Source organism: Rathayibacter festucae DSM 15932 (genome assembly GCF_004011135.1).
In the GTDB taxonomy this organism is placed as follows: Bacteria; Actinomycetota; Actinomycetes; order Actinomycetales; family Microbacteriaceae; genus Rathayibacter; species Rathayibacter festucae.
Map to the genome: position 1 here is coordinate 3,482,325 of NZ_CP028137.1, position 25,950 is coordinate 3,508,274.

The window sequence follows — 25,950 nt, forward strand, 5'->3', positions numbered from 1 at the left end:
CATGACAGCAGCGAGCACGACCCCGCCGGACCCGGCGCAGGAGACGGCGGGCGATCCGCCGACTCCGGACCCGACCCCCGGAGCCGGCGATCCCGCGAACGGCACTCCCGGAAACGGCACCCCCGGCGCCGGCGCCTCCGCACCCGGCCCCTCCGCACCCGGCCCCTCCTCCGAGAACCGCTTCCTCCTCTGGCTGCGCTCCCTCGATCTCGCCCGCCGGCCCGGCTGGGTGGGCGGCGTCTGCTCCGGCATCGCCGATCGCCTCGGCATCGATCCGCTGATCGTGCGCGGGATCTTCGTCGTGGTCGCCGTCCTCGGCGGCCCGGCATTCCTCTTCTATGCGGCCGCCTGGCTGCTGCTGCCCGACGAGGACGGCGTGCTGCCGGTCGAGGAGCTGCTCCGCGGTCGCCTGACCCGCGTCCACGCCGGCATCGGCGCCCTGGTGCTCGCCTCGATGCTCCCGGTCGCGCAGGGCTTCTGGTCGCTCGGCGGCGCGTACACCGGGGCGGTGCCCTGGGCGCCCGCCACCGGCCGCGCCCTCTGGACGGTCGTCGTCCTGGTGCTCATCGTGCTCTTCGTGGTCTGGATCGCCCGCCGCTCGGGCCGCACCGACCCGACGCCCCCGCCGTACGGCAGCCCCGAGGGACCCGGCGCCTCGGCCGCCGGCTACCCCGCCCCCACCGGCGAGCCCGCGAGCGGCGCTCCCCTCCTCCCTCCGCAGCGCCCGACCGAGGCGCGGCCGAGCACCCCCGAGGACCTCGCACTGTGGCGCGAGCGCCAGGAGGAGTGGAAGGCCGAGCGGGAGGCGTTCCGCGCCCAGGAGAGCGCGACCGCCCGCGAGACGGCCCGGGCCCGAGCGGAGGAGTCGCGCCTCCGAGCCGCCGCGATCACCGCGGCGCGCCTCGAGCGGCGTCGGCTGCACCGCGAGGCGAACCCGCGGCTGCGGCGGAGCGTCACGCTGCTCGTGCTCGGCCTGGCCGCCGTCGCCGGCGCGATCGCGTCGCTCACCGTCTCCGGCTCGACCGCGACGGTCGTGGGCTTCAGCGTCGCGACCCTGGTGCTCGGGCTCTCGATCGTGGCGGCCGGGCTGCTCCGCCGGCGCGCGATCCTCCTGATCGCGGTCTCGGTGATCACGGTGCTGACGGCCTCGACCGCGTCGCTCGTGCCGCCGGAGCGGCAGCTGCTGCCCCTCCTGAGCTCCTACGACATCTCGAACGTGGCGCCCGGCAGCTACGCGATGGTGGCGGGCGCACTGCAGATCACGATCGACCCGTCGCTGGGTGCTCCGGGGGAGGTGATCGACGTCTGGCAGGGCGCCGGGAACATCACCGTCATGCCGATGGCCGGAGCGGCGGTCCGCCTCGAGGCGTCCACGGCGAACGGCTACTACTGGCTGACCACCGCCTTCGCCGACGGCGACGTGGGGTCCGAGCCGGAGAACGTCGCGTACAGCCGCGACGGGGCCACCTGGACGCAGACCTTCGGCGACCCGGACGCCGAGCCGGTCGTCGTCCGGATCGCGCAGGGCCGCGGCGGAGTCACCGTCTACGACCGGACCGCCGAGGACTCGACCAGCGGCGCCGCACTCGACCCGGACGGCACGGCGACCGCGGGGCCGACCTCGGAGGCGACCGCGACCGCGACCGACCTCCCGGCCCCGACGGACACCGACGGCACGACGGATCCCGGCACCCCGACAGACCCCGGCAGCACGCCCGGAACCGACAGCACGACCCCGACGGAGGCAGGACGATGACCGCGCAGAGCACCACCGCCACGCAGACCAGCACCGCCCCCGAGACCGCGCAGCGGCCGAGGATCCGCGCCGGCGCGGTCGTCTGGGGACTGGTCCAGGCCGTCGTCGCCGTCCTGCTGCTCCTCGTCGCCGCCGACGCCGGGCTGCGGACCGCCGTCGTCGACTGGGCGCTCTCGCTCGGCCCGGCCGGAGCCGCCGCGATCGCGATCGCCGCACTCGGCACGATCGCCCTCCTGATCGGCCTCGTCCGGGTCCTCGACCGGCGCTGACGAGCGGCAGGACCGCGCCCACCACCCGGAAGCGCGCAGAACATCAGCCAGGAGTGCCTTTCGTCGCCCGTCAGCGATGAGACCGCCTCCTGGCTGATGTCCGTGCACGCCCCGCGACAAGAGCGACGCACGCGCCCACCCGCAACCCCCTAGGCCGAGGCCGGACACGAGCGCAGACTCGCAGTCCGGCCTCGACCGCGCGCGCGAGCCTCCGCCCGCGCACGGACAGGCGCCTCCCCCTCCCCGAATCGAGACCGCCGATGCCCGACGCCGCCCGCAGGACGCTCTGATGGAGCTCGGCATCGCCGCCGTCATCGGCGTCGCGGTCCTGGTGGGCGTCGCCGCGTTCGCCCGCCGCCTCGGCGTCGCGGCGCCGATCGCCCTGGTGCTCGCCGGCGTCGGGCTGTCCTTCCTTCCCGGCGTCCCCGAGGTCGTCGTGCCGCACGAGTGGGTGCTCGACGGCGTCCTGCCGCCGCTGCTCTACGCCGCGGCGATCAGCGTGCCGTTCGTCGACTTCCGCCGGAACATCGCCACCATCAGCGGCCTCTCGGTGGTGCTCGTGCTGATCTCGGCCGCCGGGATCGGCGCGCTGCTCTTCGTCCTGCTGCCCGAGCTGGGCCTGCCGCTCGCCATCGCGGTCGGCGCGATCATCAGCCCGCCCGACGCGGTCGCCGCCACGAGCGTGGGCCGCCGCCTCGGCCTGCCGCCCCGGCTGCTCACCCTGCTCGAGGGCGAGGGGCTGATCAACGACGCGACCGCGCTCGTGCTGCTGCGCTCGGCGCTGGCCGCCGCGGCCGGCACCCTCGCGACGCCGTGGGCGGCGATCGGCGACTTCCTCTACGCCGTGGTGGTCGCCGTGGTCGTCGGCCTGGTCGCCAGCATCGTGACGGTCTTCGTCCGCTCCCGCCTCGAGGACCCGGTGCTGAACACCGTCGTCTCCTTCGTCGTGCCGTTCGTCGCGTTCATCCCTGCGGAGACCCTGGGCGCCTCGGGCGTGCTCGCCGTCGTCGTCGCCGGCCTGCACACCGGGCACGCCTCCTCCCGCGCCTTCACCGCGCAGTCGCGCGTCAACGACCGCATCAACTGGCGCACCGTGCAGTTCCTGCTCGAGAACGGCGTGTTCCTCCTGATCGGGCTCGAGATCCGCAGCCTGATCCAGGACGCCGACCGCGCCGCCCTGACGATCCCCGCCGCGGTCGGCATCGGGCTGGTCGCCACCGCCGGGCTGATCGTGGTCCGCTTCGCCTGGGTCGGCCCGGTGCTCCTCGGCGAGCGCTGGCAGACCCGCCGGGCCGAGCGGCGGGCGCGCGAGCAGAAGGAGCTGCTCGAGTCGACGGACGGCGTGCGGCTGCCGCGCGAGGAGCTCGGCCGGGCCAAGCGCCGCTACCAGCTGCGCCGCTCCGACTACCGCCACTTCAGCAGCAACGGCCTCGGCTGGCGCGGTGGCCTCGTCCTGGGCTGGTCGGGCATGCGCGGAGTGGTGACCCTCGCCGCCGCGCAGTCGCTGCCGGAGGACATCCCCTACCGTCCGCAGCTGGTGCTGATCGCCTTCACGGTGGCGGTGTCGACGCTGCTGATCCAGGGCAGCACCCTGCCGCTGCTCATCCGCGCCACCGGGATCCGCGGGGTCGACGTGCCGGAGGACCAGCGCGAGCTCGCGGGCCTGCTCGACGAGATCACCGAGAAGGGGCTCTCGGTCCTCGAGAAGCCCGGCGAGGTGGTCGAGGGCGTCGACGACGTCGATCCCGACGTGCTCGAGCGCGTGCGCCAGACCTCCTTCCTCCGCTCAGAAGCGGCCTGGGAGCGGTCGCGCGGCTCCCAGCGCGACACGGCAGACACTCCGCACCGTCTGTACCGGGCACTGCGGCTCGCGGTCGTCTCGGCCGAGCGCGAGGCGCTGCTCGACGCCCGCTCCCGCCGCGCGTACCCGCAGCGGATCCTCGGCCAGGCGCAGGCGCTGCTGGATCTCGAGGAGACCCGGCTGCGGCTGCGGCGCGGCTCGACGTCGTAGCGGCTGGCCCGGACGAGGGCCCGACCCGCGGCCTCAGCCCGTCGTCGTCCGCGTCATGATCGCGACGACGAACAGCCCCGCCCACAGCGCACCGCAGACGAGCAGCCGCAGGTTGCCGAGCACGATGTCCTCCGGCGCCGACGCCCGCCCGCGCTCGATGTCGAGGGCGTAGAGGAAGAGCGCGGCTCCGAACGGCACCACCGACGCCATCGACCAGAGCGAGTTCTCGCCGTTGATGAACAGCGCCCACAGCGCGTAGGAGATCATCGTCAGCGACGCGGCGACCGACCAGATGAAGCGCAGGTACCCCGGTGTGTAGACCTTGAGGGTCGAGCGGGTGTGACTCTCCTCCTTGCCCTCGCTCTGCAGCTTCTCGGAGTAGCGCTTGCCCGCGACCATGAACAGCGAGCCCGAGGACACCGCGAGCAGGAACCACTGCGTCAGCGGGATGTCCGCGATGGCCGCGCCGGAGATCGCGCGGAGCACGAAGCCGCCCGCCACGATCAGGATGTCGATCACCGGCTCGTGCTTGAGCCAGAGGCAGTACGAGATCTGCATCACCAGGTAGGCGGCGAGCGTCGCCGCGAACCAGGTGAAGCCGAGCAGGAAGGTGACCAGCACCGGCACGATCATCAGCACGAACGCGGCCGGCCAGGCGACCTTCAGCGGCAGCGCGCCGGACGCGATCGCGCGGAAGCGCTTCTTCGGGTGCACGCGGTCCGACTCGACGTCGAGGAGGTCGTTGAGCAGGTAGCCGCCGGAGGAGGCGAGGCTGAACGCGATCACGCCGATGACGGTCGCGACGAGGATCTCGGGCTCGAGGATGCGCGCGGCGGCGACCGGAGCGGCCAGCACCAGGACGTTCTTCAGCCATTGGCGCGGACGCATGGCGGCGACGAGTGCGCGGGCGGTGTTCACGACGTCTCCCTCTCGGGGGAACGGGGCCAGGAACGGCCGGATCGGGCGGGATCGGGGTGACGCGGGCCCAACCTACAATCGGGGGTGAACGCGCTCCCATCCGCCCGGATCCGCAGCGCTCACGACCGGAGCACCACGGAGGGAAGCGCATGCGGACGGCCGCGCTGTACGTCGTCTTCGCGATCCTTGCAACGGCGGTGAATCTGGGCACGCAGATGCTCGTCGAGCTCGCCGTCGACGCGGAATGGGCCACGATCGCCGCCGTGCTCGCGGGCACCCTGACGGGGGTGATCGCCAAGTACGTGCTCGACAAGCGCTTCATCTTCAAGCACGAGACGATGAATGCGGCGCACGGGCTGAGGACGTTCCTCCTCTACGGCGTGATGAGCGGCGTGACGACCCTGATCTTCTGGGGCTTCGAGTTCGGCTTCGACTACCTCTTCGGCACCGACTTCGCCCGCTACACCGGGGCCGTCATCGGCCTCGCCATCGGCTACGTCGCCAAGTACCACCTCGACAAGAACGTCACGTTCTCCGGCCCGCGAGAGGAGCCCGCATGACCACACCCGTCTCCTCCTGGGGACTGCTCTCGCGCGACGAGCACCGCGTCACCCGGATCACGAGCGTCGAGCAGGCGCAGACCGCGCTGGCCGCGGGCGACAGCGGCATCGCCTACGGGCTCGGCCGCAGCTACGGCGACGTCGCCCTCAACGGCGGCGGGCGCATCTGGGACTTCAGTGGCTTCGATCGCCTGCTCGCCTTCGACGAGGAGACCGGCGTCCTGCGGGCCGAGCCGGGCGTGCTGCTGCGCGACGTGCAGGCCGTCTTCGCGCCGCGCGGCTGGATGCTGCCGGTCACTCCCGGGACGAAGAACGTCACCCTCGCCGGCGCGATCGCGAACGACGTGCACGGCAAGAACCACGCCTCCGCCGGCACGATCGGCCGGCACGTGCGCTCCTTCACGCTCCTGCGCAGCGATGGGTCGTCCTCGCGCTGCACGCCCACCGAGAACGTCGAGCTGTTCGAGGCGACGATCGGCGGCCTCGGGCTCACCGGGCTGATCGTCGAGGTCGAGCTCGGGCTCGCGCGCGTCCCCGGGCCGTGGCTCGTCAGCGAGGACGTGCCCTTCCAGACCCTCGACGGCTACCTCGACCTCGTGCACGAGTCGATGGACGTCTTCGAGCACACCGTCGCCTGGATCGACGTCACTACGGGCGGTGGGCGACGCGGGGTCTACTCGCGCGCGGACAGCACGGCCGCCCCGGAGCTGCCGGAGACCCGGCCGGGCTCGCTGAAGGTGCCCTTCGCCTTCCCGCTGTCGGTCGTCAACCGCGCCACGCTGCCGCTGCTCAACCGCGCCTACTACCGCCTGAAGGCGACCCGCGCGCGCCGCTCCGTGCAGCACTACGAGCAGTTCGACTACCCCCTCGACGCGATCGAGGGCTGGAACACGATGTACGGCCCGCGCGGCTTCTACCAGTACCAGAGCACCGTGCCGTGGGAGGGGGCGCTCGAGACGACCCGCGAGATGCTCGCCCTGATCGCGGCCTCGGGCACCGGCTCCTTCCTCGGCGTGCTGAAGACCTTCGGGGCGCTGGAGTCGCCGGGCCTGCTGAGCTTCCCGGCGCCCGGGGTCTGCTTCGCGCTCGACTTCCCGAACACGCCCGTCGCGCTGCCGCTGTTCGAGCGCCTCGACGCGCTGGTGCTCGCCGCGGGCGGCCGGCTGTACCCGGCGAAGGACGCGCGCATGACGCGCGAGATGTTCGAGGCCGGCTTCCCGCGCCTCGCCGAATTCGCCCTCCAGCGCGACCCGGGGATCTCCTCCGGCTTCTCGCGCCGAGTCCTCGGGAGCTGACGTGAGCACTGGTACCCCCTCCAAGATCGTCGTGGTCGGAGCGACCTCCGCCATCGCCGAGCACACGCTGCGGCTGTGGCTGGGCACGGGCGCGCGCTCGGCTCTGCTGGTGGGCCGCGACGCCGGCCGGCTGGAGGCGCTGGCGACGGATCTGCGCGTGCGCTTCCCCGCGGCCGCGCTGTCGGTGGCCGCGGTCGACCTGACCGACCCCGCCGCGATCTCCTCGGTCGTCGCGACCTCGCTCGAGGGCGGCGCCCCCGACACCGTGCTGATCGCCCACGGCGCGATGACGACCCAGGACGAGGCGTCCGCCGACCTCGCCGTCGCCCGCGACGTGCTCGTCGTCACCGGCGTCTCGGTGGCCCTCTGGATGGAGGCCTACGCGAATGTTCTCACCTCCGGCAGCATCGGCGTGATCGGCTCCGTCGCCGGTGACCGCGGCCGCAAGACCAACTACGTCTACGGCTCCGCCAAGGGCCTCGTCGAGCGCTTCGCCCAGGGCCTGCAGCACCGCCTGGCCGGCTCGCGCCTGTCCGTCGTGCTGATCAAGCCCGGCCCGACCGACACCCCGATGACCGCCTCGCTCAAGCAGAGCGGAGCCTCGCTGGCCCCGGTCGACTCCGTCGCGAAGGACGTCGCCGCCGCCATGGCCTCGGGCCGCGCGGTCGCCTACGCCCCGGCCAAGTGGCGCGTCATCATGACGGTCATCCGCCTGCTGCCGTCCCCGATCTTCAACCGCCTGAACATCTGACGCGGACGGCTGCCGGGACCCCGGCGGCGGCGGGGTCTCGATACGCCCCTCCAGGGCTACTCGACCAGCATGCAGCGCCGGGCATGCCGACCCGCGCCGTCCATGCACTCCCGAGCATGCCGATCCCTGCTGACCGCAGTCCGGGGTACGCCTCCTTCATGCTGATCGAGTAGCCCGCGGAGCGGGCGTATCGAGATCCACCGTCGTCAGAGGTCCGGTCCACCGCGGCAACGCACGGAAAGCGCCGATCTCCGCGTCACGGCCCGCGAAGTCGTGTTCCTCGTTCACCGTCGGGGCACACTGGTCTGATGACGATCGCTCTGGTTCTCAAGGTGCACGACGGGGTGGTCCTCGCCTCCGACAGTGCCACGACGCTGACGCAGACCCGCTCGGACGGCTCGATCGATGTCGTCAACATCTACAACAACGCCGACAAGCTCTTCGATCTGCAGAAGGCACTCCCGATCGGCGCGATCACCTGGGGGCTGGGGAACATCGGCCCGGCTTCCATGTCGACCCTCGCGAAAGACCTCCGGCACCGCTTCACCTCGAGTGACGACGCCCGCTGGAGCGTGCGGCCCGGGTCGTACTCGATGCAGGACGTCTCGCGTCTCGTCGAGGAGTTCCTCTTCGACGAGCGCTACGAGCCCCTGCACCGCGGAGTCGCCGCACACGAGCTGCCGTCGCTCGGATTCCTCACCGCGGGCTACTCCGCCGGTGCGGACCATCCGCAGATCTTCCACCTCTCGATCGAAGGCGGTCGGGCGACCAGTACTGAGGTGCTCACCGGAGAAGCGGGCGCGATGTGGTGGGGGCAGCCCGAGGCCATCGCGCGCCTGCTGAACGGCGTGAGCCTCGATACCGGTCCCGCGTTGATCAATCTCGGCCTCGAGCCTTCGCAGGCTCCGACGGTCGCCGCGCAGTTGCGCGATCAGCTCGCGACGCGCATCGTCTCCCCGGCGATGCCGATCCAGGACGCCGTCGAACTGGCACAATTCCTCGTGTACACGACGATCCAGTTCGTGCGGTTCACCCCGGGGAATCCGACCGTCGGCGGTCCGATCGACATCGCAACCATCACCAAGCACGAGGGCTTCAAGTGGGTGGCCCGCAAGCACTATTACGACCACGACCTCAATCCACCGCAGGAGACGACATGAGCAGTCAGAGCTTCCCGGACAGCAACGTCTACCGTTCGCAGAGTCAAGGCGCTGCAGTCGGCGCCGCACGAGCCACGTCGGGGTCGTACGATCCGCGTCCGAGCCAGGGTACGAAGACGCCGCCGCAGAGGATCGTCCTCCATCCGGGCGGTACCTCCGCTCGATAGCCCTCTGCGGCTACTCGACCGGCACATGCTGATCGGGTAGCCCGCAGGGCGGCCGCATCGATATTCGCGTCTCCCCGAGGAATCACCTCCGGAAGGGGGATCTGCAAGGGGGTCCGCCGCAGACGGCCGCGTTCTACGCTCGGCGCATGCCCCTCCGCAGTGCTGCGAGTGCCCCCGCCGTCCTTCCGCAGATCGCCGCGCCCAGCGCTCGACAGCGGGCCGCGGCCGAGGTGCTCGGGCACGTCGTGGTCGCCCTGGCGGTCGGGTCGGCGCTGCTGCTGCTGGCGTCGGCGAGCGTCGCGGGGCTGCCGTTCCTGCCCGGTGGGGGCCGCGTGCCTCCGTTCGAGGCGTGGTCGCTGATGCGGACCTCGGCGACGGTGCAGATCGGCGCCGCGGTGCTCGCCGCCAGCCTCGCCGCGCTCGCGCGGGCGGGCGGCTGCCGCGTCCGCGCCGACCGCTGGTGCCTCGTCGCCGCCCTCAGCGCCGCCGCCGGCGCCGTGCTGCTGGCAGCCCCGCCGCTCTGACGCCGCCGAGGCGTCCTCGAACGGTCGAGACGTCCAGGTAGAACGGGACGCCTCGACCGGAACGGGATGCCTCGGCGAGCGCCCCTACGCCGGGGCGCCGATCGTCGAGTCCTCGTAGTCCTCCGTGAGGCCGTGGGGCGTCTTCTCCCACTTGTGCGGGCTGAAGACGATCTGCCAGGCCGCGCGCCAGGCCGAGATGGAGTGCAGCACCCAGTAGACGGGGTTCAGGATCGCGAACGCCGCGACCCGCCAGTTGTAGCGCTTCCAGGCCGCGATCCCCGAGACGACGATCATCAGCGTGTTCGAGAACAGCATGTTCGTCGTCCCCGCGACGATCAGCCACTCCGGCAGGTCGAGCCCCAGGAACTGCACGCCGATGTAGGTGATCACCGTGAAGCCGAGCACCAGCGGGTAGAGCAGGAACGCGACCGGCGTCCCCATGATCAGCGCGACGAGGCTCAGCGTGCCCAGCACCCCGTTCACCTTGAACCAGCGGATCGGGTGCCGCGTGTTCACTCCCGCGGTCATCATGTAGCCCTTGATCCAGCGAGTGCGCTGCTTGATCCACGCGGGGACCTCGGCGCACGCCTCCTCCCAGGTGTTGGAGTCGACGACGCCCACGCGGTAGCCGTGCGCGGCCACGCGCAGGCCGAGGTCGGCGTCCTCCGTCACGTTGTACGGGTCCCAGGCGCCGAGCTCGCGCAGCACGCGCGTCTCGAAGTGGTTCGAGGTGCCGCCGAGCGGGATCGGCAGGTGCGACTGGTCCAGGCCCGGCAGCATCGCGCCGAACCAGTGCGCGTACTCGACCGCGAACATCCGGGTGAGCACGTTGTAGTCGGCGTTGAAGTAGCTCAGCGCCCCCTGCAGGCAGACGAGCTGCTTCTGCTCCGGATCCACGTGCTCGCGCTCGAACGCGTCCTCGCGGAACAGCCGCACGCACTTGCGCAGCTGGTCGGGGTCGGGCCGGTCCTCGGCGTCGTAGATCACCACGAACTCGCCCCGGGCGAAGCTGAGCCCGTAGTTGCAGGCGCGCGGCTTGGTCTGCGGGCCGCCCGGGGGCACGATCACCATCCGCACGTACTCCGGCGGGCTCATCCGGCGCACCGCCGAGATCGTCTCGTCGTCGTCGGCCTCGAGCAGCACGAGCACCTCGAGCTTGGCCTTCGGGTAGTCGAGGGCGCCGATGTTCACCAGCAGCTTGCTGATGATGTTGGCCTCTTTGTAGGCGGGGATGAGGATCGTGTAGATCGGCAGCTCGTCGTCCGTCATCCGCGGCGGCGAGACGTCCAGCCCGCGGCGGCCGCGCTCGAGCGCCACCTCCTCCTCCCACGCGCGCACCGAGCTCTGGTTGAGCGGCGCGCGCAGGCCGGCCAGCGCCTTGAAGGCGATGTTCATCAGGAAGAGCAGGTTCGCCGAGGCGAGCACGATCACGAAGGTGAGGCTCGGCGCCAGCACCGCGCCGACGATCACGATCGCAGCGACGACGAGCGGAGTGATCACCTGCCAGCGGCGCAGCCCCGACTTGGCCGACTCGTCGCCGCTCTGCACCGCGAGCGAGTCGGCCGCGCCGAAGAGCAGCGCGGCGCGGCAGGCGCTCTCGACCGCCTGGAAGATGTCCCAGTCGGTCGTGGTGCGCACGGTGACGACCTCGACCTCGAGCATCTCCCGCGCCTCGGCGAGCATCGCCTCGGTCGGCGGCACGGAGGTCGCGATCACGCCGGTCCCGTCGGGCAGCACCCGCCAGGGCACCCAGCCCGCGCCGACCAGGGTGGAGGCGCCGATGCGGGCCAGCAGCGCGGCCCCCGGCGGCTCCTCGACCAGGTCGAGCATCGGGGCGTCCCACTGCTCCGCGAGCGCCCCGTACATCTCGCGCCGGGTGACGGCGCCGTCGATGACGAGGTGCCGGCCGAGCAGGCCGCCCTCACGCTCCTGGCGGCGCAGCGCCTCGTCGAGCTGCTCGGCCGTGATCAGTCCGCGCGAGAGCAGGATCTCGCCCACCCGGGGCGTCGTCGTCGCCATGGTCAGCCTCCGAGCCGCTCGTAGATGACGTAGATCCCCTGCGCGAACACCGGCCGGTAGCGGGTGTCGAAGGAGGAGTCGCGGGTGATCGCGTCGTAGACGAGGTCGGCGACGCCGGTCTCGCTCAGCTCGGGGGCGTCCGCGGTCGTCACGAAGACCCACTTCGCGTGCGTGTACGGGGCGGCGAGCGCCTCGTCGAACAGCTCGCCGGCCGAGCGGTTGTAGTACTCGGCGAGCGGCACGCCGATCTCGGGCAGCAGCGCGTTGCCGGCCGCGCTCTCGTCGATCAGGATGCCGCCGCCGTCGTAGTTCTCGCTCAGGAACCGGGCCGCCGCGGTCGCGCCGGACGCCTCCTTGATCGAGACGTAGCCGGTCGCCTCCGCGATGACCGCGTTGCGGTCCAGGTCCTGCACCCACCAGGCCGTCTGCGCGCCGAGCAGCACCAGCACGAGGCCGAGCGCGCCCGCGCCGATCCGGGGCACCCGCCGCAGCGCGTCGACCAGCACGGCACCGAGCACCGCGAGGAACGGCAGCACCGACAGCGCGTAGCGGTTGTTCCACCAGTTCGTCGGCAGGGTCTGGTCGTTGTTCATGTGCGTCTGGCCGAGGTAGAGGCTCAGCAGCGAGAAGGCGTAGGAGACGATCATCAGCCAGATGACGAGCGCGTCGTCCGAGATCCCGCGCCGCCAGGCCAGCACCAGCGCACCGGCCAGGCCGAGCGCGACCGTCAGCAGACCCGAGGTCTCGAGGACCGCCCAGTTGTACGACCAGAGCGTCAGTCCCGCGTTGCCCTGGTAGGCGAGCAGCCCCGCGTCGGCGACCGCCTTCTGCAGGTTCGCGGCCGAGTACTGGCCGTTCATGAACTCGAGCGGGTTGCTGTAGACCGCGAAGTTGTAGACCAGCCACCAGACGATCGCGATCAGCGGCAGGATCCCGAAGGCGCTCGCCATCTTGATCGCGTAGAAGAAGGAGCGCTTCTTCCGCCAGGCGACGATCAGCACCACGAACGTCCCGCCGAAGACGAGCACCCAGCCCTCGTATCGCGAGAGCGTCGCGGCCGCCGCGGGCAGGCCGGAGAAGACCATCATCTCGCCGGCACTGAGGTTGCGCCGGCTGGTGACCCAGTGCGCCAGTCCGGAGAAGCAGCCCACCATCGTGACGATCAGCACCGGCTCCGTCATGGCGGTCGAGAAGGCGTAGAGCACGCCGGGGTTCGCCAGCACCAGCAGCACCGCGGTGAGCCGGCCGGCGCGCAGGTGGCCCACCCGCGCCGAGATCCGGTAGACGCCGCAGGCCGTGCCGGCCAGGCAGATCATCCCGAGCAGCCCGGCGGCCCAGCCCGTGTGCCAGAGCCAGAGCGACTGCACGAACGGGATCAGGATCAGGCTCGGCACCGGCAGCCAGACCGTGCCGAGCTGGGTGAAGCCGGGCGCCTTCGAGTCGAAGATGCGCCGCGAGATGGAGAGGTGGCTCTGGGTGTCCGCGTAGGCGAGGTTGATCCCGGAGGAGGTGGTCACCAGGCAGGCCGCGAAGCCGACCAGCAGCGAGACCACCAGGATCACGACCGTGCCGGGCACCTGCCGCCCGGTGACCGGCCGGCCGAGGCGGGCCCACGCCTCCCGCCACCAGGGGAGGCGGGCGGGCGCGCCGGCCACCGGCGGCGGGGCGGCGATCGTGCTGGTCATGCGCTCGTCAGTCGGTCGAGGAGTGGCGCGCGGCGGGGTGGTCGCCCTCCGCGGCCGGCGCGGAGGCAGGTGTGGCGGCGGAGGCGGGTGCGGCGGCGGAGTCGGCGGCCGGGGGCTCGCCGGCCGCCCGCTCCTGCGCGTCGACGTAGGCGGCGACCTTCCGCGACCGGCGGCGGCGCGCCAGCCAGCCGAGGAGGATCAGCAGGCCGATCACCACGACCGCGATCACGAACCAGATCGCGTAGGAGGAGTAGTCGTCCTTCACCTCGTCCTGCGGGGTGATCTCGTTGCTGTCGATCAGGACCGGATCGGCCTCGGTCGAGCCGGAGACCGCGAGGTTCCCGGACAGCGAGGTCCAGCCCTCCTCCGCCGCCCAGCCGGCGATCGAGGACTGCAGTCCGGAGGACGCCGTCGCGTCGCCGTCGGCGCTCCAGCCGCCCAGCAGCACGATCTCGCGGCCGTCGGTGGTGAAGGCCTCGAGGGCCGCATAGGGCGCCTCGGTGCCGACGCCGTAGCTGAGGCGCGAGGCATCGATCGCGGTGAAGGAGGCGAGGCGCAGCGGCGTCCTCAGCGCCTCGGCCTCGTCGGTCCCCGCGCCGACGACGATCCCGGAGCGGTCGGAGTCGACGAACTCGTCGACCCCGACGACCGAGACGGCGAGGGGGTCGGCGTCGACCCGCTGCAGCGCGGTGACCAGGTCGCCGGCGCTGCGCAGCGCGTCGGCGCCGCTCGCGGAGCCGCCGAACGCGACGGCGAGCTCGCCGCCGAACGCCTGCGGGAAGCGGCCGAAGCCGGGCGCCGCGGACTCGCCGCGGACGCCGGTGACACTCGAGCCCGCGCCGTCGACGAAGAACTCGATCGGCACGGAGTCGGCCGAGCCGATGCAGGCGCCGTCGCTCTCGCGCACGGCCGAGAGCGTCACCGACAGGCCGTTGGACGCGCTGAGCTGCCCGGTCGGCACCGGCAGCGTCATCGCGACGTCGGTGTCCTGGCCCAGCACCGTCGAGCCGATCAGGAAGTCGTTCCAGTAGACGTTCGCGGTCGCGGTGATCCCCTCGGGGACGGCGGAGTGGGTGCCGACCAGGTCCACCTCTACGCTCGAGACCGGCCCGCCGAACGCGGACTGCGTGATCGTCGTGTAGCTCGTCGACGCCCCGGTGCTGCCGAGGGCGATGCGCTCGGTGCCGAAGTCGGCCAGCGTGTGCTCGAGCGAGCTCGAGGGGACGACCTTCTGCGCGAGACCGGTGGTGGTCGCGCTCGAGGCGAGGCCGGCGTACTCGCTGCCGAGCGCCGCACCGGCCGCGGCGAGGTCCGCCTCCGCGCCGGTGAGGGTCAGCTCGGGCACCCCGCCGGCGTCGCCGATCGCGCTGACGACGTCGCCGTCCCCCGCCGCAAAGCGGACGATGCGGCCCTGCGCGGCGTCCAGCGCCGGGCGGCCCTCGGTCGCGCTCTCCTCCGACACGGTGATCGCGGTGCCGGAGGAGTAGCGCGAGGCGAGCGAGGCCGCCGCCGAGAGGCCCGCGGCGCGCAGGGCGTCGTCGGCGCCGTCGGGCACGACGATCGAGACGCCGGTGACCGCGTCCGGGAAGAAGTCGCCGACGGTGGTCGGCGCGGTCGGGGTGCCGTCGACGACGACGCCCAGGCCGGAGACGCTCAGCACCTCGCTCCCGACCTCGCAGAGCGCACCGGCCGAGTCGCCGGAGCCCCCGAGCTGGAAGCCGACGGCGAGCACGCCGTCCACGACGTCGGAGGCCTGGACCGGCGCGTCGATCGCGGTCGCGCTGGCGGCGTCGAGCGTCTGCACGACCCGGCCCGACACGATGACCGAGAGCGTGCCGGTGAGCGGCTCGAGCGGAGCGAGCGACGCGATCACGCGGGTCGGCACGACCCCGTCGGCGACCGGGACGGTGACGAACTGCGGCTCGGAGCCGGCCGCGACCGAGACGACGGCGTCGCTCTCGAGCCCCTGGACGACGCCGCCGGTGGCCGGATCGACGAGGTCGGCCGCGGACGCGGAGGACGCGGCGCCGAGGACGAGACCGAGGCAGAGGACCGGGGCGAGGACCGGGACGAGGGCGCGTCGAGGCAGGAGCGAAGGAGCCATGGGGCGGGGTTCCGATCGGCATACGGGAGTCCGGGAGGTCCGGCGCTCGAGGATGGAGAGTGGAACGGTCGTGCACGAGGAGCGGCGGGAGACCGCGGAAGTGCGGGAGAGGACGCCCCGTTCTGGCGTCAGTCTAGGCAGTCGCCGACAGCCGATCCGGTGGTGAGCAACCGCTGCTCCGCCCCCGTCCGAGTGTCAGGCCGGCCGTAGACGAACCCCTGCACATCGGTCACTCCGAGCTCGCGCAGCACCGCGACCGTCTCCTCGTCCTCCGCCCCCTCGACGATCATCCGCACCCCGACCGCGACCGCGAACGACTGCATCGCCCGGACGATCTCGCGCTGGCGCAGCTCGGTCGTCAGATCGGCGATCAGGGCTCGGTCGAGCTTCACGACGTCGAGGGGGAACGTCGCCACGGCGAGCGCCGAGGAGCCCTCCGTGCCGAAGTCGTCCAGCGCCAGCAGCACGCCCGCGTCGCGCAGGAGCTGGGCCTGCGCGCGCAGCTCGTCCGTCGCCGCCGCGAGCGACCCCTCGCTGAGCTCGAGGCAGAACCGCAGGCCCGGGTACCGCTCGGGCACGGCGGCGAAGTACGGGCCGAGCCGCTCGGCGGCGAGCTGCTCCAGGTCCGCGTTGACGCTCATGCACTCCACCCCCGCGCCGGAGTCGCGGAAGCAGGCGGCGGCGGACATCGCCTTCTCCACCACCTGCACGGTCAGCTCGTCGAGCAGGCCGGCGTGCCGCACCGTCCGGATCAGCAGGGACGGGTCGATCCGCCCGAGCACCGGGTCCTCCAGCCGCACGAGCGCCTCGTAGGCCCAGATCCGGTCGGTGCCGAGATCGACGACGGGCTGGAAGGCGAGGTCGAGGGTGCGGTCGCGGAGGGCGCGCGAAGCGACCTCGCGCACCGGGTCGGTCAGCACCGAGGTGACGTCGAGGCTGCTCGAGCGCCCCCGGCCGCTGCGGCCCCGCCCGCGCTTGAGCGCGAGCATGCTGCGGTCGGCCTCGATCACGATGGTCGTCGGGTCCGTCTCCTCGTGCGCCGAGAACGCGACGCCGACGGTCACCACCGGGGCGAGGGTGTCGCCGTCGACGGTCGCCGGCTCGCTCACCCGCTCGACCAGGGCCTGCACCCGCCGCCGCGCGTCCTCGGCCGAGTCGAGCCCGCGCAGGACCAGCGCGAACTCGTCGCCGCCGACCCGCGCGGCGACTCCGCCCTCGTCGGCCACCTCCGCGAGTCGCTCCCCGACCAGGCGCAGCATCTTGTCGCCGACGTGGTGCCCGCGGCCGTCGTTGAGGTCCTTGAAGTCGTCCAGGTCGAGGAAGAGCACCGCGATGCCCTCGAACGGCCGCCGGTCGCGGTTGGCGGCGGCGAGCGCGGACTGGAACACCCGCTGGTTCGGCAGCCCCGTCAGCGCGTCGTGGTCCACGGAGCGCCGCAGCGACTCGACGTCGTGGCGGGTGCTCAGCGTGTCCGCGCCCATGTGCGCGAGGGCGTCGAGGATCTGCTCGTCGTCGTCGTTGAAGGGGATCGCGCTCACCCGCTTCGACGCGACGACGTACCGGGTCCGGCCGTCGGGCAGGAGCATGGCGGAGGCGATCTCCCGCCCGGAGGCGGGCTCGTCGCGCACCTCGATCGCGTCCGCCTCGATCGAGGTCAGCGCGTGGCGGACGATCTTCCGCTCCGCCTGCTCCACGGTCCCCCAGGGCAGCGCGAGTGCCGCGTCGAGCACGCCGGCGAGCCGGCGCCGCACGCCGCGCACCTCGATCCGCTTCGCCACGCCGAAGACCAGCGCGCCGACCACCAGGACGACCATCGGGCTCTGCTCGATGGCGGGGTCCCCGGCCATCGCCGGCACGACCACGGCGTCGAGGAACCAGACGGCCGTGCTCAGCAGCCAGACCAGGAGGAGGTAGAAGCCGACCCGCTTGGGCGACAGGGCGCCGAAGCCCCGCTCCCACTGCATCCCCCAGCGGCCGCGCTGGCGGAGGAGGTCGACGAGCAGGATGACGGCGAGGAAGAGCGCGCTCGCCGCGAGCAGCGCGATCGGCGGCGTCAGCACGGCCCTCCCCGCCTGGAAGACGGTGACGTAGAGGAGCGCGGCGAGGGATCCCAGTCCCGTGACGTAGCCCGCGACCGCGAGGTTCCGGGTCTGCAGCAGCTGGGTGACCAGGCTCGCCGCCGTCCAGACGCCGAGCAGGCGGAACGGGTCGGCCTCCGGCTGCATGATCACGAGGAGCGTGACCGTCAGGCCGGCGACCGGCATGCCCGAGCGGCGGCCGAGGGCGATCCGGAACGCCGCGGTGAGGGCGACCGCCACGCCGAACGCGGCGACGAACGCCCAGCTGACCGGCGGCGTGATGATCAGCAGGGCCGTCGCGCGGGCGATGAGCACGAGCGCGAAGAGGCTCAGCACGCCCGCGATCGCCAGATCGAGGAGGCTCAGCTCGCGCGTACGGGGCATGGTGGCATGCTAGGCCGTGGGTCGTTCCGCGCCGCCTCCGCCGGACTGTCGACGATCCCTGCGGCCCCAACGCCCCACTTCGGAGGTCGGCGCCGCCTCCTCGACCCGTCGACTGTGAGCGGATGCCCCCTCTCACCGCACTGACCGCCGACCTCACCCGTCGCAGTCTCCTCGCCTCCCCCCTGGGCGCCGCCGCGGCCGGCACCGCCCCCTCCGACCCCGTCCTGCACTCCGAGATCGCCTCCCCGGGCGGAGTCGCCGGCCTCGACTCCACCGCCACCGTCCCGGTCGCCCAGCTGCCGGAGGCGGTGCGCACCGTCTCCGGCGAGCGCCCCGTCGCGAAGGGCGAGCTCGTCTACAACGTCCAGGACTACGGCGCGACCGGCGACGGCAGCACCGACGACCTGCCCGCCATCGACGCCGCGATCGACGCGGCCGTCGCCAGCTACGGCGGTGTCGTGTACTTCCCGCGCGGCATCTACCGCATCGCCGGATCGATCGGCCGCGCCGAGGGCCTGGCGAGCATCGCCTTCCGCGGCGCGGGCGAGCTGTCCACCCGGATCCGCTCGCTGACGAACGCCCCCGTCGTCACCGGCGCCTTCTCCGCCTGCCGCTTCGACAACCTGATCCTCGACGCGAACGGCCTCGGCTCGCCCTGCGTCTCCGCGCACCTGGACAAGACGGTGCTCGACTCGCTGCAGCTCTACGGCTGGACCGACTACGGCATGCGCCTGAACGACGGCACCTTCGGCGACCTCGGCCTGCTCAACCGCATCCAGCGCTGCAGCATCGACCAGTGCACCGGCACCGGCATCTGGACCGGCTACCGGATGATCGACTCCTGGATCGTCGAGAACAACGTCGGCGCGAGCTACGCCGACCTCTCGATCGAGGGCGGCCCGATCCGGATCCTCGGCAACCACCTCGACGGCTCGCCGCAGATCAACATCGAGCTCCGCGGCAACCGCCGCATCACCATCGCGAACAACATCATGGAGGGGGCGCGCCGGCAGTCCCTCGTCTACACGATGCCGCCGTGGCTGACCGAGGACCTCGCGCAGATCCAGATCGTCGGCAACGCGATCAGCAACGGAGGCAAGGCCGCCGCGAACACCTACCCCGCCATCGCGATCCTCGGCGTCTCGCCGACCGCCCGCACCGTCGGCTTCAGCATCACCGGCAACATCTTCGCCTGCGAGGACGCCGGCTCCGGCTGGACCCACTGCGTCGAGGCCCTCAACGCCCGCGCCGTCTCCGTCCTCGGCAACCAGTGGGCGACCGGCCACGTCAACGCCAAGCCCGTCCGCGCCGTCGGCAGCACCGCCTACGAGGTCATCGGCAACCACGGCGACAACGCGGTGAAGACCACGTAGCCGCCGATCGAGCGGCTCGCCGCATGGGGTGCTCGGCATGCCGGTCGAGCAGCCCCGTTGCATGCTGGTCGAGCAGCCCCGCAGGGGCGTATCGAGCACTTGCTGGTCGAGCAGCCCCGCAGGGGCGTATCGAGACCCCCCGTCCCCACAACGCCGGATCTCGATACGCCCGCTCCGCGGCCTACTCGATCAGCATGAAGCGCCCCGCTCCCGTGCTGGTCGAGCGGCCCCCTTCCATGCTGGTCGAGCAGCCCCGAAGGGGCGTATCGAGACCCACCCACCCCCGAACCTCTGCCACCGTGTCCCCATGCCCCGACTCGACGCCTCCACCACCGCGCACGTCGACGCCATGCACCACCCGCGCCGCGAGCAGATCGAGCGCACGCGCGAGGCGGTCCTCGCCGCCGACGAGCGCCTGGTCGAGTCGGTGAAGTGGAACGCCCCGAGCTACGCGATCGGCGCCCACCTGGTGACCCTCCGCCTCCGCCCCGGCGACCGCGTCGAGCTGATCCTGCACCGCGGCACCGCGCCCCTCGCCGGCCCGCCCCTCACCGACGCCGTCTCCGACCCCGGCCACCGCCTCGACTGGCGCGCCCCCGACCGCGCCGTCCTGGCACTCGCCCCCGGCGAGGACCCGTCCTGGCTCACCCCCCTCGTCGCACAGTGGCTGGCGGCCGTCGCCCCGCGCTGACCCGCTCGCCCCTCACCCCACCTCCGGCACGCGAATCCACCCCCGGCACGCCGGAACCGCCCGATCCCACGAGCCCGCCCCCGTTCCACGAGCCGAACCCGACCCCCGGTCGACCTCCGGCACGCGAATCCACCTCCGGCACGCCAGATCAGCACGATTCCGCGAGCCGAACCCCACTCCGCGAGCCGAACCGACGCCACCCGACCTCCGGCACGCGAAACCAACCCGGGCACGCCAGAACCACCCAATCTGACGAGCCCGACCCCATTCCACCAGCCGAACCCGACGCCGCCCGACCTCCGGCACGCGGAACCGCCTCCGGCACGCCGGAACCCCCCGATCCCACGAGCCGAACCCGATCCCGCGAGCCCGAGGTCCTCCCGAGCCGCGCAACCGCCCCGCGCGTCAGCGCCAGGCCAGCGCCGACCGCTCGGACCAGTACTCCCCCGGGTCCTGCGCCGGCAGCCCCTCCGGCACCGCCCCGGCCAGCGCGCGCACGTTCTCCCGCAGCTGCCCCGGAGTCGCCGCCCCGCTCAGCACCACGTCGGCCCACGGCTGCCCGAGCGCCGCACCGAGCGCGAGCTCCTCGGGCACCCCCGGTATCCCCCGCAGCACCGCCGGCGCCCGGTCGCCGACCAGCCGCCCGTTCGCGAGCGCCTCCTTGACCACCACGGTCCACCCCGCGTCGTGCGCCTCGGCGAGCGCCGCGCCGGCCGAGCGCTCGAGCAGGTTCCACGTCGTCTGCACCGTGCTGAACGGCGAGTCCGGGATCGCCAGGGCGAGCCGGATCGTCCGCGCCTGCTCCGGTCCGCTCGTCGACAGCCCGACCGCGACGCCCGACCCGGCGAGCCCGCGCAGCCGGTCCAGCAGCTCGCGGTCGACGAGCGCCGGGCTCTCCGGAGTGATCGAGTGCACGAGGTAGCGGTCGGGCGCGCTCCCCAGCGCCGTGAGCGTCGCCGACCACTGGCGCTCGAGCATCGCGACCGAGTGCTCCTTGCGCTCGTGCACGTCAGCGTCCATCGCCCAGTCGCCGACGTACTCGTAGCCCCACTTCGACTCGACCGTCAGCTCGCCGCGCCGCTCCGGATGCTCCGCCAGCCACCCGCCGAGGAACTCCTCCGCGCGCCCGTACGACCGAGCGACATCGAAGAAGCGGACGCCGAGGTCCCACGCGGTGTCGAGCAGCTCGTGCGACCGCGCGCGGAGGGCGTCGACGCTGCGCCCCTCCGGCGGCCCGAGATCGCCGTCGCGCCCGGCGGTGATGTAGGCCGGTCGCCCGACGGCGGCCAGGCCGAGGCCGAGGCGGGGAGTGCGGGATGCCATGGTGCTCGTTCCGTCCGGGGGTGCCTCCACCGTAGCCACCGCCCGCGCACCCCGCCCGCCCCGCTACCGTCGAGCGGGTGACCACCACCGACCGCCGCACCCTCGACCGCAGCATCCTGCGGCTCGCCGTGCCCGCGCTCGGGGCGCTGATCGCCGAGCCGCTGTTCCTGCTCACCGACTCGGCCCTCGTCGGCCACCTCGGCGCCGTGCCGCTCGCCGGCCTCGCCCTCGGCGGCGCGGTGCTGCAGACGATCGTCGGCCTCATGGTCTTCCTCGCCTACAGCACCACGCCCCGGGTCGGCCGCGCGCTCGGCGAGGGCGACGAGCGCCGCGCGGTCGCGGCCGGCATCGACGGCGGCTGGCTCGCGCTCGCCCTCGGCGCGGTCATCGCGGTCGCCGGAGCCATCGCCGCCCCCGCCCTCATCGGCCTCTTCGGCGCCGAGCCCGCGGTCGCCGACGCGGGCGTCCGCTACCTCTCGGTGAGCATGGTCGGCATCCCCGCGATGCTCGGCGTCTTCGCCCTCACCGGCCTGCTCCGCGGCTTCCAGGACACCCGCACTCCGCTGATCATCGCGGGCGGCGGATTCGCGGTGAACGCGGCTCTCAACGCGGTGCTGATCTACCCCGCCGGCCTGGGGATAACCGGGTCCGCCCTGGGGACGGTGATCGCCCAGTGGGGCATGTTCGGCGCCTACGCGGTGATCGCCCTGCGGCTCGCCCGCCGCGTCGGAGCGCCGCTGCGCCCGCACCCGGCCGGGCTGCGCGCCTCCGCTGGCTCGGGCGGCTGGCTGCTGCTGCGCACCGCCTCGCTGCGCGCCGCCATCCTGCTCGCGGTCGCGGTCGCCGGCTCGCTCGGCGCCGAGGAGCTCGGCGCGTTCCAGGTCGCGATGACGCTGTTCTCCACGGTCGCCTTCGCCCTCGACGCCGTCGCGATCGCGGCGCAGGCGCTGCTCGGCCGCCTCCTCGGCGAGGGTGACCCCGCGCGGGCCCGAGCGGTCGCGAAACGCTGTCTGACCTGGGGAATCGGCGCGGGAGTCGCCCTCGGAGCGGTGATCGTCGCGACGAGCGGAGTGCTCCCGTTCGTCTTCTCGAGCGACCCCGAGGTGCTCCGCCTGCTCCCCGCCGCCCTCGTCGTGGTAGGCCTCACGGCCCCGCTCGGCGGCTTCGTGTTCGTCCTGGACGGCGTGCTGATCGGCGCCGGCGACGGCCGCTACCTCGCCCTGAGCGGCCTCGCGAACCTCGCCGTCCTCGCCCCGCTGGCCCTCCTCGCGCCCCTCGCGCCCGAGGACTGGCGCCTCCTGGCCCTCTGGATCGCCTACGCCGCGGGCTTCCTCGGCGCCCGCGCGCTCACCCTCGGCCTCCGCTTCCGCGGCGACGTCTGGCTCCGCTGACCCTCGAACGAAGTTTCGAACACCCTGTGGACAACCCTGTGCACAACTCCGGGTGACCCCCGCGTCCACCCCCTCCCGCGAGATGCCACTCATGAGCCCGACACGCCGCAGAATCCGCTCATAAGTGGCATCTCGCGGAGGGAGTCAGCGCGGCGGCGCGCTCGTGGTTCCGCGGTGGAAGACGGAGGTGAAGCGCACTGGCTCGGCCTCGTCGCCCGCGATCAGCGCGAGCACGGCACGGGCCGCGGCCCGGCCCTTCTCCACCGCGGGCTGCGCCATCGTCGTCAGGTCGTACTCGGCGGCCAGCCCCGGCACCTGCACCCCGTCGAAGCCGACCACCGACACGTCGGCCGGCACCCGCAGCCCGAGCCGCTCGGCCGCGAGGATCACCCCGGCCGCCAGCAGGTCACTCTGCGCGATCACGGCCGTCGGCGGCTCGTCCGCACCGAGCAGCGCCTGCCCGGCCGCGACACCCTCGTCCACCGTGCTCGCCCCCGCCGCGACGACCGCCAGGTCGCCGAAGACGTCCTGCGCCCCCAGCAGCCGCTCGACCGCCGTGATGCTCGGGCTCGCGCGCCAGTCGGCCGGGATCGGCCCGCGCCGGCGGTCCTTCGCGAACGGCAGCGAGACGACGGCGACGCGCTCGTGCCCGAGCTCCCGCAGATGCTCGGCCAGCGTCCGGGTCGCCTCCCGGTTGTCGAGCGAGACGACGGCGGTCCCCAGATCGGAGACCCCCTCGACCACCACGACCGGCACGCCGCGCCGCCGCAGCACCGCCACGGAGTCGTCGACGGAGGGACTGCAGCCGACCAGGATCATCGCGTCCACCGGCGCCGTCGCCAGCAGCCCCGAGCCGCCCTCGGTCTCGGTGAGCAGCAGGATGCCCGCGTCGGCCCCGCCGAGCACGTCCGCGATGCCGTCGAGCATCGCGATCTTGATCGGGTCGCGGAAGGCGTGCAGCACGCGCTCGTCGACGACGACCCCGACGATCCCCGAGCGCCCGCGCCGGAGCGACTGCGCCCGCGGATCCGGTCCCGCGTAGTCGAGCTCGGCGGCGGCCTGCAGGACCCGCTCGCGGGTCGACGCCGCGACCGGTCCGGAGCCGCTGAACACGAGCGACGCCGTCGACGGCGACACCCCGGCCCGGCTCGCGACCCGCGCGAGGGTCGGGCGCGACGTCGACGCTCCGCCGCTCTTCGACTCCACGGCCTTGCTCGACTCCACGGTGCTCCTCGTCCCCGACCCGGAGGGCCGGCGCCCGACGACCCGTCCTTGACCGGTCCCGGCGTTCCGGATAGCTTAGACCGGCCCGCATCGAATCGATTCGATTCGCCGTCGATCAGGCCTCTCCGACCGCCCCGCGATCAGCCAGGACCCCGCATGCCCTCGACCACCGCCCTCAGCCGCCCGCAGCTCGTCGCGTGGCGCAACGCCGTCTTCACGATCTTCGTGCTGAGCGGCCTCTCGATCGCGACCTGGGTCTCGCGCACTCCCGCCATCCGCGACGAGCTGCAGCTCCCCACCTCCGGCGTCGGCCTGCTGATCCTCTCGATGTCGATCGGCGCGATCGTCGGCCTCAGCCTCTCCACCGCGATCATGTCGGCGCTGGGCGCCCGCCGCGGCATGGTCGCCGGACTCGTCGTCTGCTCCTCCGGACTCGCGCTCCTGGGCCTCGCGGCGGACGCGTTCGGCGCGCTCCCCCTCGCCTTCGCGGGCATGGTCCTGCTGGGCTTCGGCAACGGCGCGGTCGACGTGATGATGAACGTCGAGGGCTCCGCGAACGAGAAGGCGTTCGGCAAGACCCTGCTCCCGCTCTTCCACGCCTTCTTCAGCCTCGGCACCGTCCTCGGCGCGATCCTCGGCGCCGCCGCCTCCGCGCTCGCCGTGCCGGTGGCCGCGCACCTCTCGGGGGTCGCCGTCGTCGTGGTGATCACCGTCTCCGTCGCGATCCGCTTCGTCCCCGTCCGCGACGAGCTCGACACCTCCGGGGTCGCCGTCGTCGCGAAGGCGCCGGTCCGCGAGCGCGTCGCCGCCTCGCTCGGCGTCTGGCGCGACCGCCGCCTGGTGCTGATCGGCCTGATCATGCTGGGCATGGCCTTCGCGGAGGGATCGGCCAACGACTGGCTGACCCTCGCCATGGTGGACGGCCACGGCACCGACAAGACCACCGCCGCCGTCGTCTTCGGCGTCTTCGTCGCGGCGATGACCGTCGGCCGGGTGCTCGGCGGCCCCGTGCTCGACCGCTTCGGCCGCGTGCCGGTGCTCCGCGCGTCCGCCGGGCTGGCCATCGTCGGCATCCTGCTCTTCATCCTCGCGCCGGTCGACGGCCTCGTGATCGCCGGCGCCGTCGCCTGGGGCCTGGGTTGCTCGCTCGGCTTCCCGGTCGGCATGTCCGCCGCGGCCGAGGGCCCGCACTCGGCGGCCCGGGTCAGCGCCGTGGCGATGCTCGGCTACGTCGCCTTCCTGGTCGGCCCGCCCGCGATCGGCTTCCTCGGCGAGCACTTCGGCCTCCTCAACGCGCTGTTCCTGGTGCTCGCCCTCGTCGTCCTCGCCGGTCTCGCCTCGCCCGCCGCCCGCCCGCAGAAGGAGCCCGCGGAGCGCGTGCAGGACGGCGCGCGAGCATGAGCGCCCCCGGCCTCGAGCCCTGCCGCGTCGCCGTCGTCACCGGGGCGAACCACGGCATCGGCGCCGCGATCGCCGAGCGCCTCGCCGCCGACGGTCTGGCCGTTCTGGTCGCCTTCCTCGCCGAGGAGCTGCCGGAGTACGAGCCGGAGCGCCAGCGCCTCGCCCACCGCACCGACGGCGAGCAGGTCGCCGAGCGGATCCGCGCCGCGGGTGGGCGCGCCCGCGCCGTCTCCGCCGACCTCCGCGACCCCGCCTCCGCCGCCCTGCTCCTCGACGCCGCGGAGGAGTCGCTCGGCCCGGTCGACGTCCTCGTGCACAACGCCACCGGCTCGGTCATCGACACCTTCCGCACCCGCCCGAACGACTGGATGGGCCGCCCCCAGCGCCGCGTCGACGCCGCGAGCATCGACCGGGTGCTCGACATCGACGCCCGCGCCGGCGCACTGCTGATCGCCGAGCTCGCCGAGCGCCTGGAGCGCCGCGGCGGCCACGGCGGCCGGATCGTGACGCTCACCTCCGGTGGCGAGCGCGGCTTCCCCGGCGAGGTCTCCTACGGCGCCGCCAAGGCCGCCCTGGTGAACTACACGATCTCCGCATCGCTCGAGCTCAGCCCCCTCGGCGTCACCGCCAACGCGGTCCATCCGCCCGTCACCGACACCGGCTGGGTCACCGACGACGTCCGCGAGTTCGTCGCCGCGGACGACGCCTTCTTCGACGTCGCCCGCCCCGACGAGGTCGCCGACCTCGTCTCCTACCTCGTCTCCCCCGCCGGCCGCCGCGTCACTGGCAACGTTCTCCGCATGGCCTGACGCGCGCCGACCCCGCAGGGGCTCACCGCATGCTGGTCGAGCAGCCCCGCAGGGGCC

At 73.1% G+C, this 25,950-nt stretch carries 20 protein-coding genes; 13 read left to right on the plus strand and 7 right to left on the minus strand.

Features of this window, described 5'->3' with window-relative positions; all coding sequences use genetic code 11:
- Position 1 precedes the first annotated feature (1 nt).
- The 3 genes from C1I64_RS20785 to C1I64_RS15890 all read left to right on the plus strand — a co-directional run bounded on the left by C1I64_RS20785 (position 2) and on the right by C1I64_RS15890 (position 4,036).
- The gene (locus C1I64_RS20785; protein WP_127887871.1) at positions 2 to 1,756 is read left to right on the plus strand and encodes a PspC domain-containing protein; all 1,755 of its coding nucleotides are present in this window, start codon (positions 2 to 4) and stop codon (positions 1,754 to 1,756) included.
- A complete protein-coding gene (locus C1I64_RS15885) occupies positions 1,753 to 2,025 on the plus strand; it encodes a hypothetical protein (RefSeq protein ID WP_127887872.1) in 273 nt (90 codons plus the stop codon). The genes C1I64_RS20785 and C1I64_RS15885 overlap by 4 nt, the downstream gene beginning before the upstream one ends.
- A gap of 289 nt (positions 2,026 to 2,314) precedes the next feature.
- Positions 2,315 to 4,036 (plus strand): cation:proton antiporter, encoded by a 1,722-nt coding sequence (locus tag C1I64_RS15890; protein ID WP_127887873.1) that lies wholly within the window; start codon positions 2,315 to 2,317, stop codon positions 4,034 to 4,036.
- 33 nt (positions 4,037 to 4,069) lie between these two features.
- Here C1I64_RS15890 and C1I64_RS15895 read toward each other — a convergent pair whose 3' ends face one another.
- Positions 4,070 to 4,954, minus strand: a complete 885-nt coding sequence (locus tag C1I64_RS15895) for a decaprenyl-phosphate phosphoribosyltransferase (RefSeq protein WP_123447195.1) — start codon at positions 4,952 to 4,954, stop codon at positions 4,070 to 4,072.
- Positions 4,955 to 5,103: 149 nt separating this feature from the next.
- Here C1I64_RS15895 and C1I64_RS15900 point away from each other — a divergent pair, with 149 nt between their 5' ends.
- The 5 genes from C1I64_RS15900 (at position 5,104) to C1I64_RS15920 (ending at position 9,411) form a co-directional block, all read left to right on the plus strand.
- Positions 5,104 to 5,514 (plus strand): GtrA family protein, encoded by a 411-nt coding sequence (locus C1I64_RS15900; protein ID WP_123447196.1) that lies wholly within the window; start codon positions 5,104 to 5,106, stop codon positions 5,512 to 5,514.
- A complete protein-coding gene (locus tag C1I64_RS15905; protein WP_127887874.1) occupies positions 5,511 to 6,809 on the plus strand; it encodes an FAD-binding oxidoreductase in 1,299 nt (432 codons plus the stop codon). Before C1I64_RS15900 ends, C1I64_RS15905 begins: the two co-directional genes overlap by 4 nt.
- Position 6,810: 1 nt before the next feature.
- A complete protein-coding gene (locus tag C1I64_RS15910) occupies positions 6,811 to 7,560 on the plus strand; it encodes an SDR family NAD(P)-dependent oxidoreductase (RefSeq protein ID WP_127887875.1) in 750 nt (249 codons plus the stop codon).
- Positions 7,561 to 7,868: 308 nt separating this feature from the next.
- On the plus strand, positions 7,869 to 8,720 hold the full coding sequence (locus C1I64_RS15915; RefSeq protein WP_127887876.1) for a hypothetical protein: 852 nt from the start codon (positions 7,869 to 7,871) through the stop codon (positions 8,718 to 8,720).
- 313 nt (positions 8,721 to 9,033) lie between these two features.
- Positions 9,034 to 9,411, plus strand: coding sequence for a hypothetical protein (locus C1I64_RS15920; protein ID WP_127887877.1), 378 nt, complete (start codon positions 9,034 to 9,036; stop codon positions 9,409 to 9,411).
- An 84-nt stretch (positions 9,412 to 9,495) separates the two neighbouring features.
- Here C1I64_RS15920 and C1I64_RS15925 read toward each other — a convergent pair whose 3' ends face one another.
- The 4 genes from C1I64_RS15925 to C1I64_RS15940 all read right to left on the minus strand — a co-directional run bounded on the left by C1I64_RS15925 (position 9,496) and on the right by C1I64_RS15940 (position 17,681).
- Positions 9,496 to 11,430: a glycosyltransferase gene (locus C1I64_RS15925; RefSeq protein ID WP_127887878.1), complete on the minus strand. Its 1,935-nt coding sequence runs from the start codon at positions 11,428 to 11,430 to the stop codon at positions 9,496 to 9,498.
- Between the two features lie 2 nt (positions 11,431 to 11,432).
- Complete coding sequence (locus tag C1I64_RS15930; protein ID WP_127887879.1) at positions 11,433 to 13,115, minus strand: ArnT family glycosyltransferase; 1,683 nt, start codon at positions 13,113 to 13,115, stop codon at positions 11,433 to 11,435.
- A gap of 7 nt (positions 13,116 to 13,122) precedes the next feature.
- The gene (locus C1I64_RS15935; RefSeq protein ID WP_127887880.1) at positions 13,123 to 15,219 is read right to left on the minus strand and encodes a hypothetical protein; all 2,097 of its coding nucleotides are present in this window, start codon (positions 15,217 to 15,219) and stop codon (positions 13,123 to 13,125) included.
- Positions 15,220 to 15,347: 128 nt separating this feature from the next.
- Entirely contained in the window at positions 15,348 to 17,681 is a 2,334-nt protein-coding gene (locus C1I64_RS15940; protein WP_127887881.1) for a bifunctional diguanylate cyclase/phosphodiesterase, read from the minus strand.
- Between the two features lie 122 nt (positions 17,682 to 17,803).
- On the opposite strand from C1I64_RS15940, the gene C1I64_RS15945 reads away from it, so the two are divergent.
- On the plus strand, positions 17,804 to 19,054 hold the full coding sequence (locus C1I64_RS15945; RefSeq protein ID WP_127887882.1) for a glycosyl hydrolase family 28-related protein: 1,251 nt from the start codon (positions 17,804 to 17,806) through the stop codon (positions 19,052 to 19,054).
- A 307-nt stretch (positions 19,055 to 19,361) separates the two neighbouring features.
- Positions 19,362 to 19,745, plus strand: a complete 384-nt coding sequence (locus C1I64_RS15950; protein ID WP_127887883.1) for a DUF1801 domain-containing protein — start codon at positions 19,362 to 19,364, stop codon at positions 19,743 to 19,745.
- A gap of 405 nt (positions 19,746 to 20,150) precedes the next feature.
- Here the strand turns inward: C1I64_RS15950 and C1I64_RS15955 are convergent, their stop codons facing one another.
- Complete coding sequence (locus tag C1I64_RS15955; protein ID WP_127887884.1) at positions 20,151 to 21,068, minus strand: aldo/keto reductase; 918 nt, start codon at positions 21,066 to 21,068, stop codon at positions 20,151 to 20,153.
- A 77-nt stretch (positions 21,069 to 21,145) separates the two neighbouring features.
- Here C1I64_RS15955 and C1I64_RS15960 point away from each other — a divergent pair, with 77 nt between their 5' ends.
- Positions 21,146 to 22,459 carry an MATE family efflux transporter gene (locus tag C1I64_RS15960; RefSeq protein WP_127887885.1) on the plus strand — a complete coding sequence of 438 codons (1,314 nt, stop codon included), beginning with the start codon at positions 21,146 to 21,148 and terminating at the stop codon, positions 22,457 to 22,459.
- 144 nt (positions 22,460 to 22,603) lie between these two features.
- Here the strand turns inward: C1I64_RS15960 and C1I64_RS15965 are convergent, their stop codons facing one another.
- A complete protein-coding gene (locus C1I64_RS15965) occupies positions 22,604 to 23,683 on the minus strand; it encodes a LacI family DNA-binding transcriptional regulator (RefSeq protein WP_244209505.1) in 1,080 nt (359 codons plus the stop codon).
- A 156-nt stretch (positions 23,684 to 23,839) separates the two neighbouring features.
- Between C1I64_RS15965 and C1I64_RS15970 the strand changes: the two genes are divergently transcribed.
- Positions 23,840 to 25,084, plus strand: coding sequence for an MFS transporter (locus C1I64_RS15970; protein ID WP_127887886.1), 1,245 nt, complete (start codon positions 23,840 to 23,842; stop codon positions 25,082 to 25,084).
- Positions 25,081 to 25,893, plus strand: a complete 813-nt coding sequence (locus C1I64_RS15975) for an SDR family NAD(P)-dependent oxidoreductase (RefSeq protein ID WP_127887887.1) — start codon at positions 25,081 to 25,083, stop codon at positions 25,891 to 25,893. The genes C1I64_RS15970 and C1I64_RS15975 overlap by 4 nt, the downstream gene beginning before the upstream one ends.
- Positions 25,894 to 25,950 lie beyond the last annotated feature (57 nt).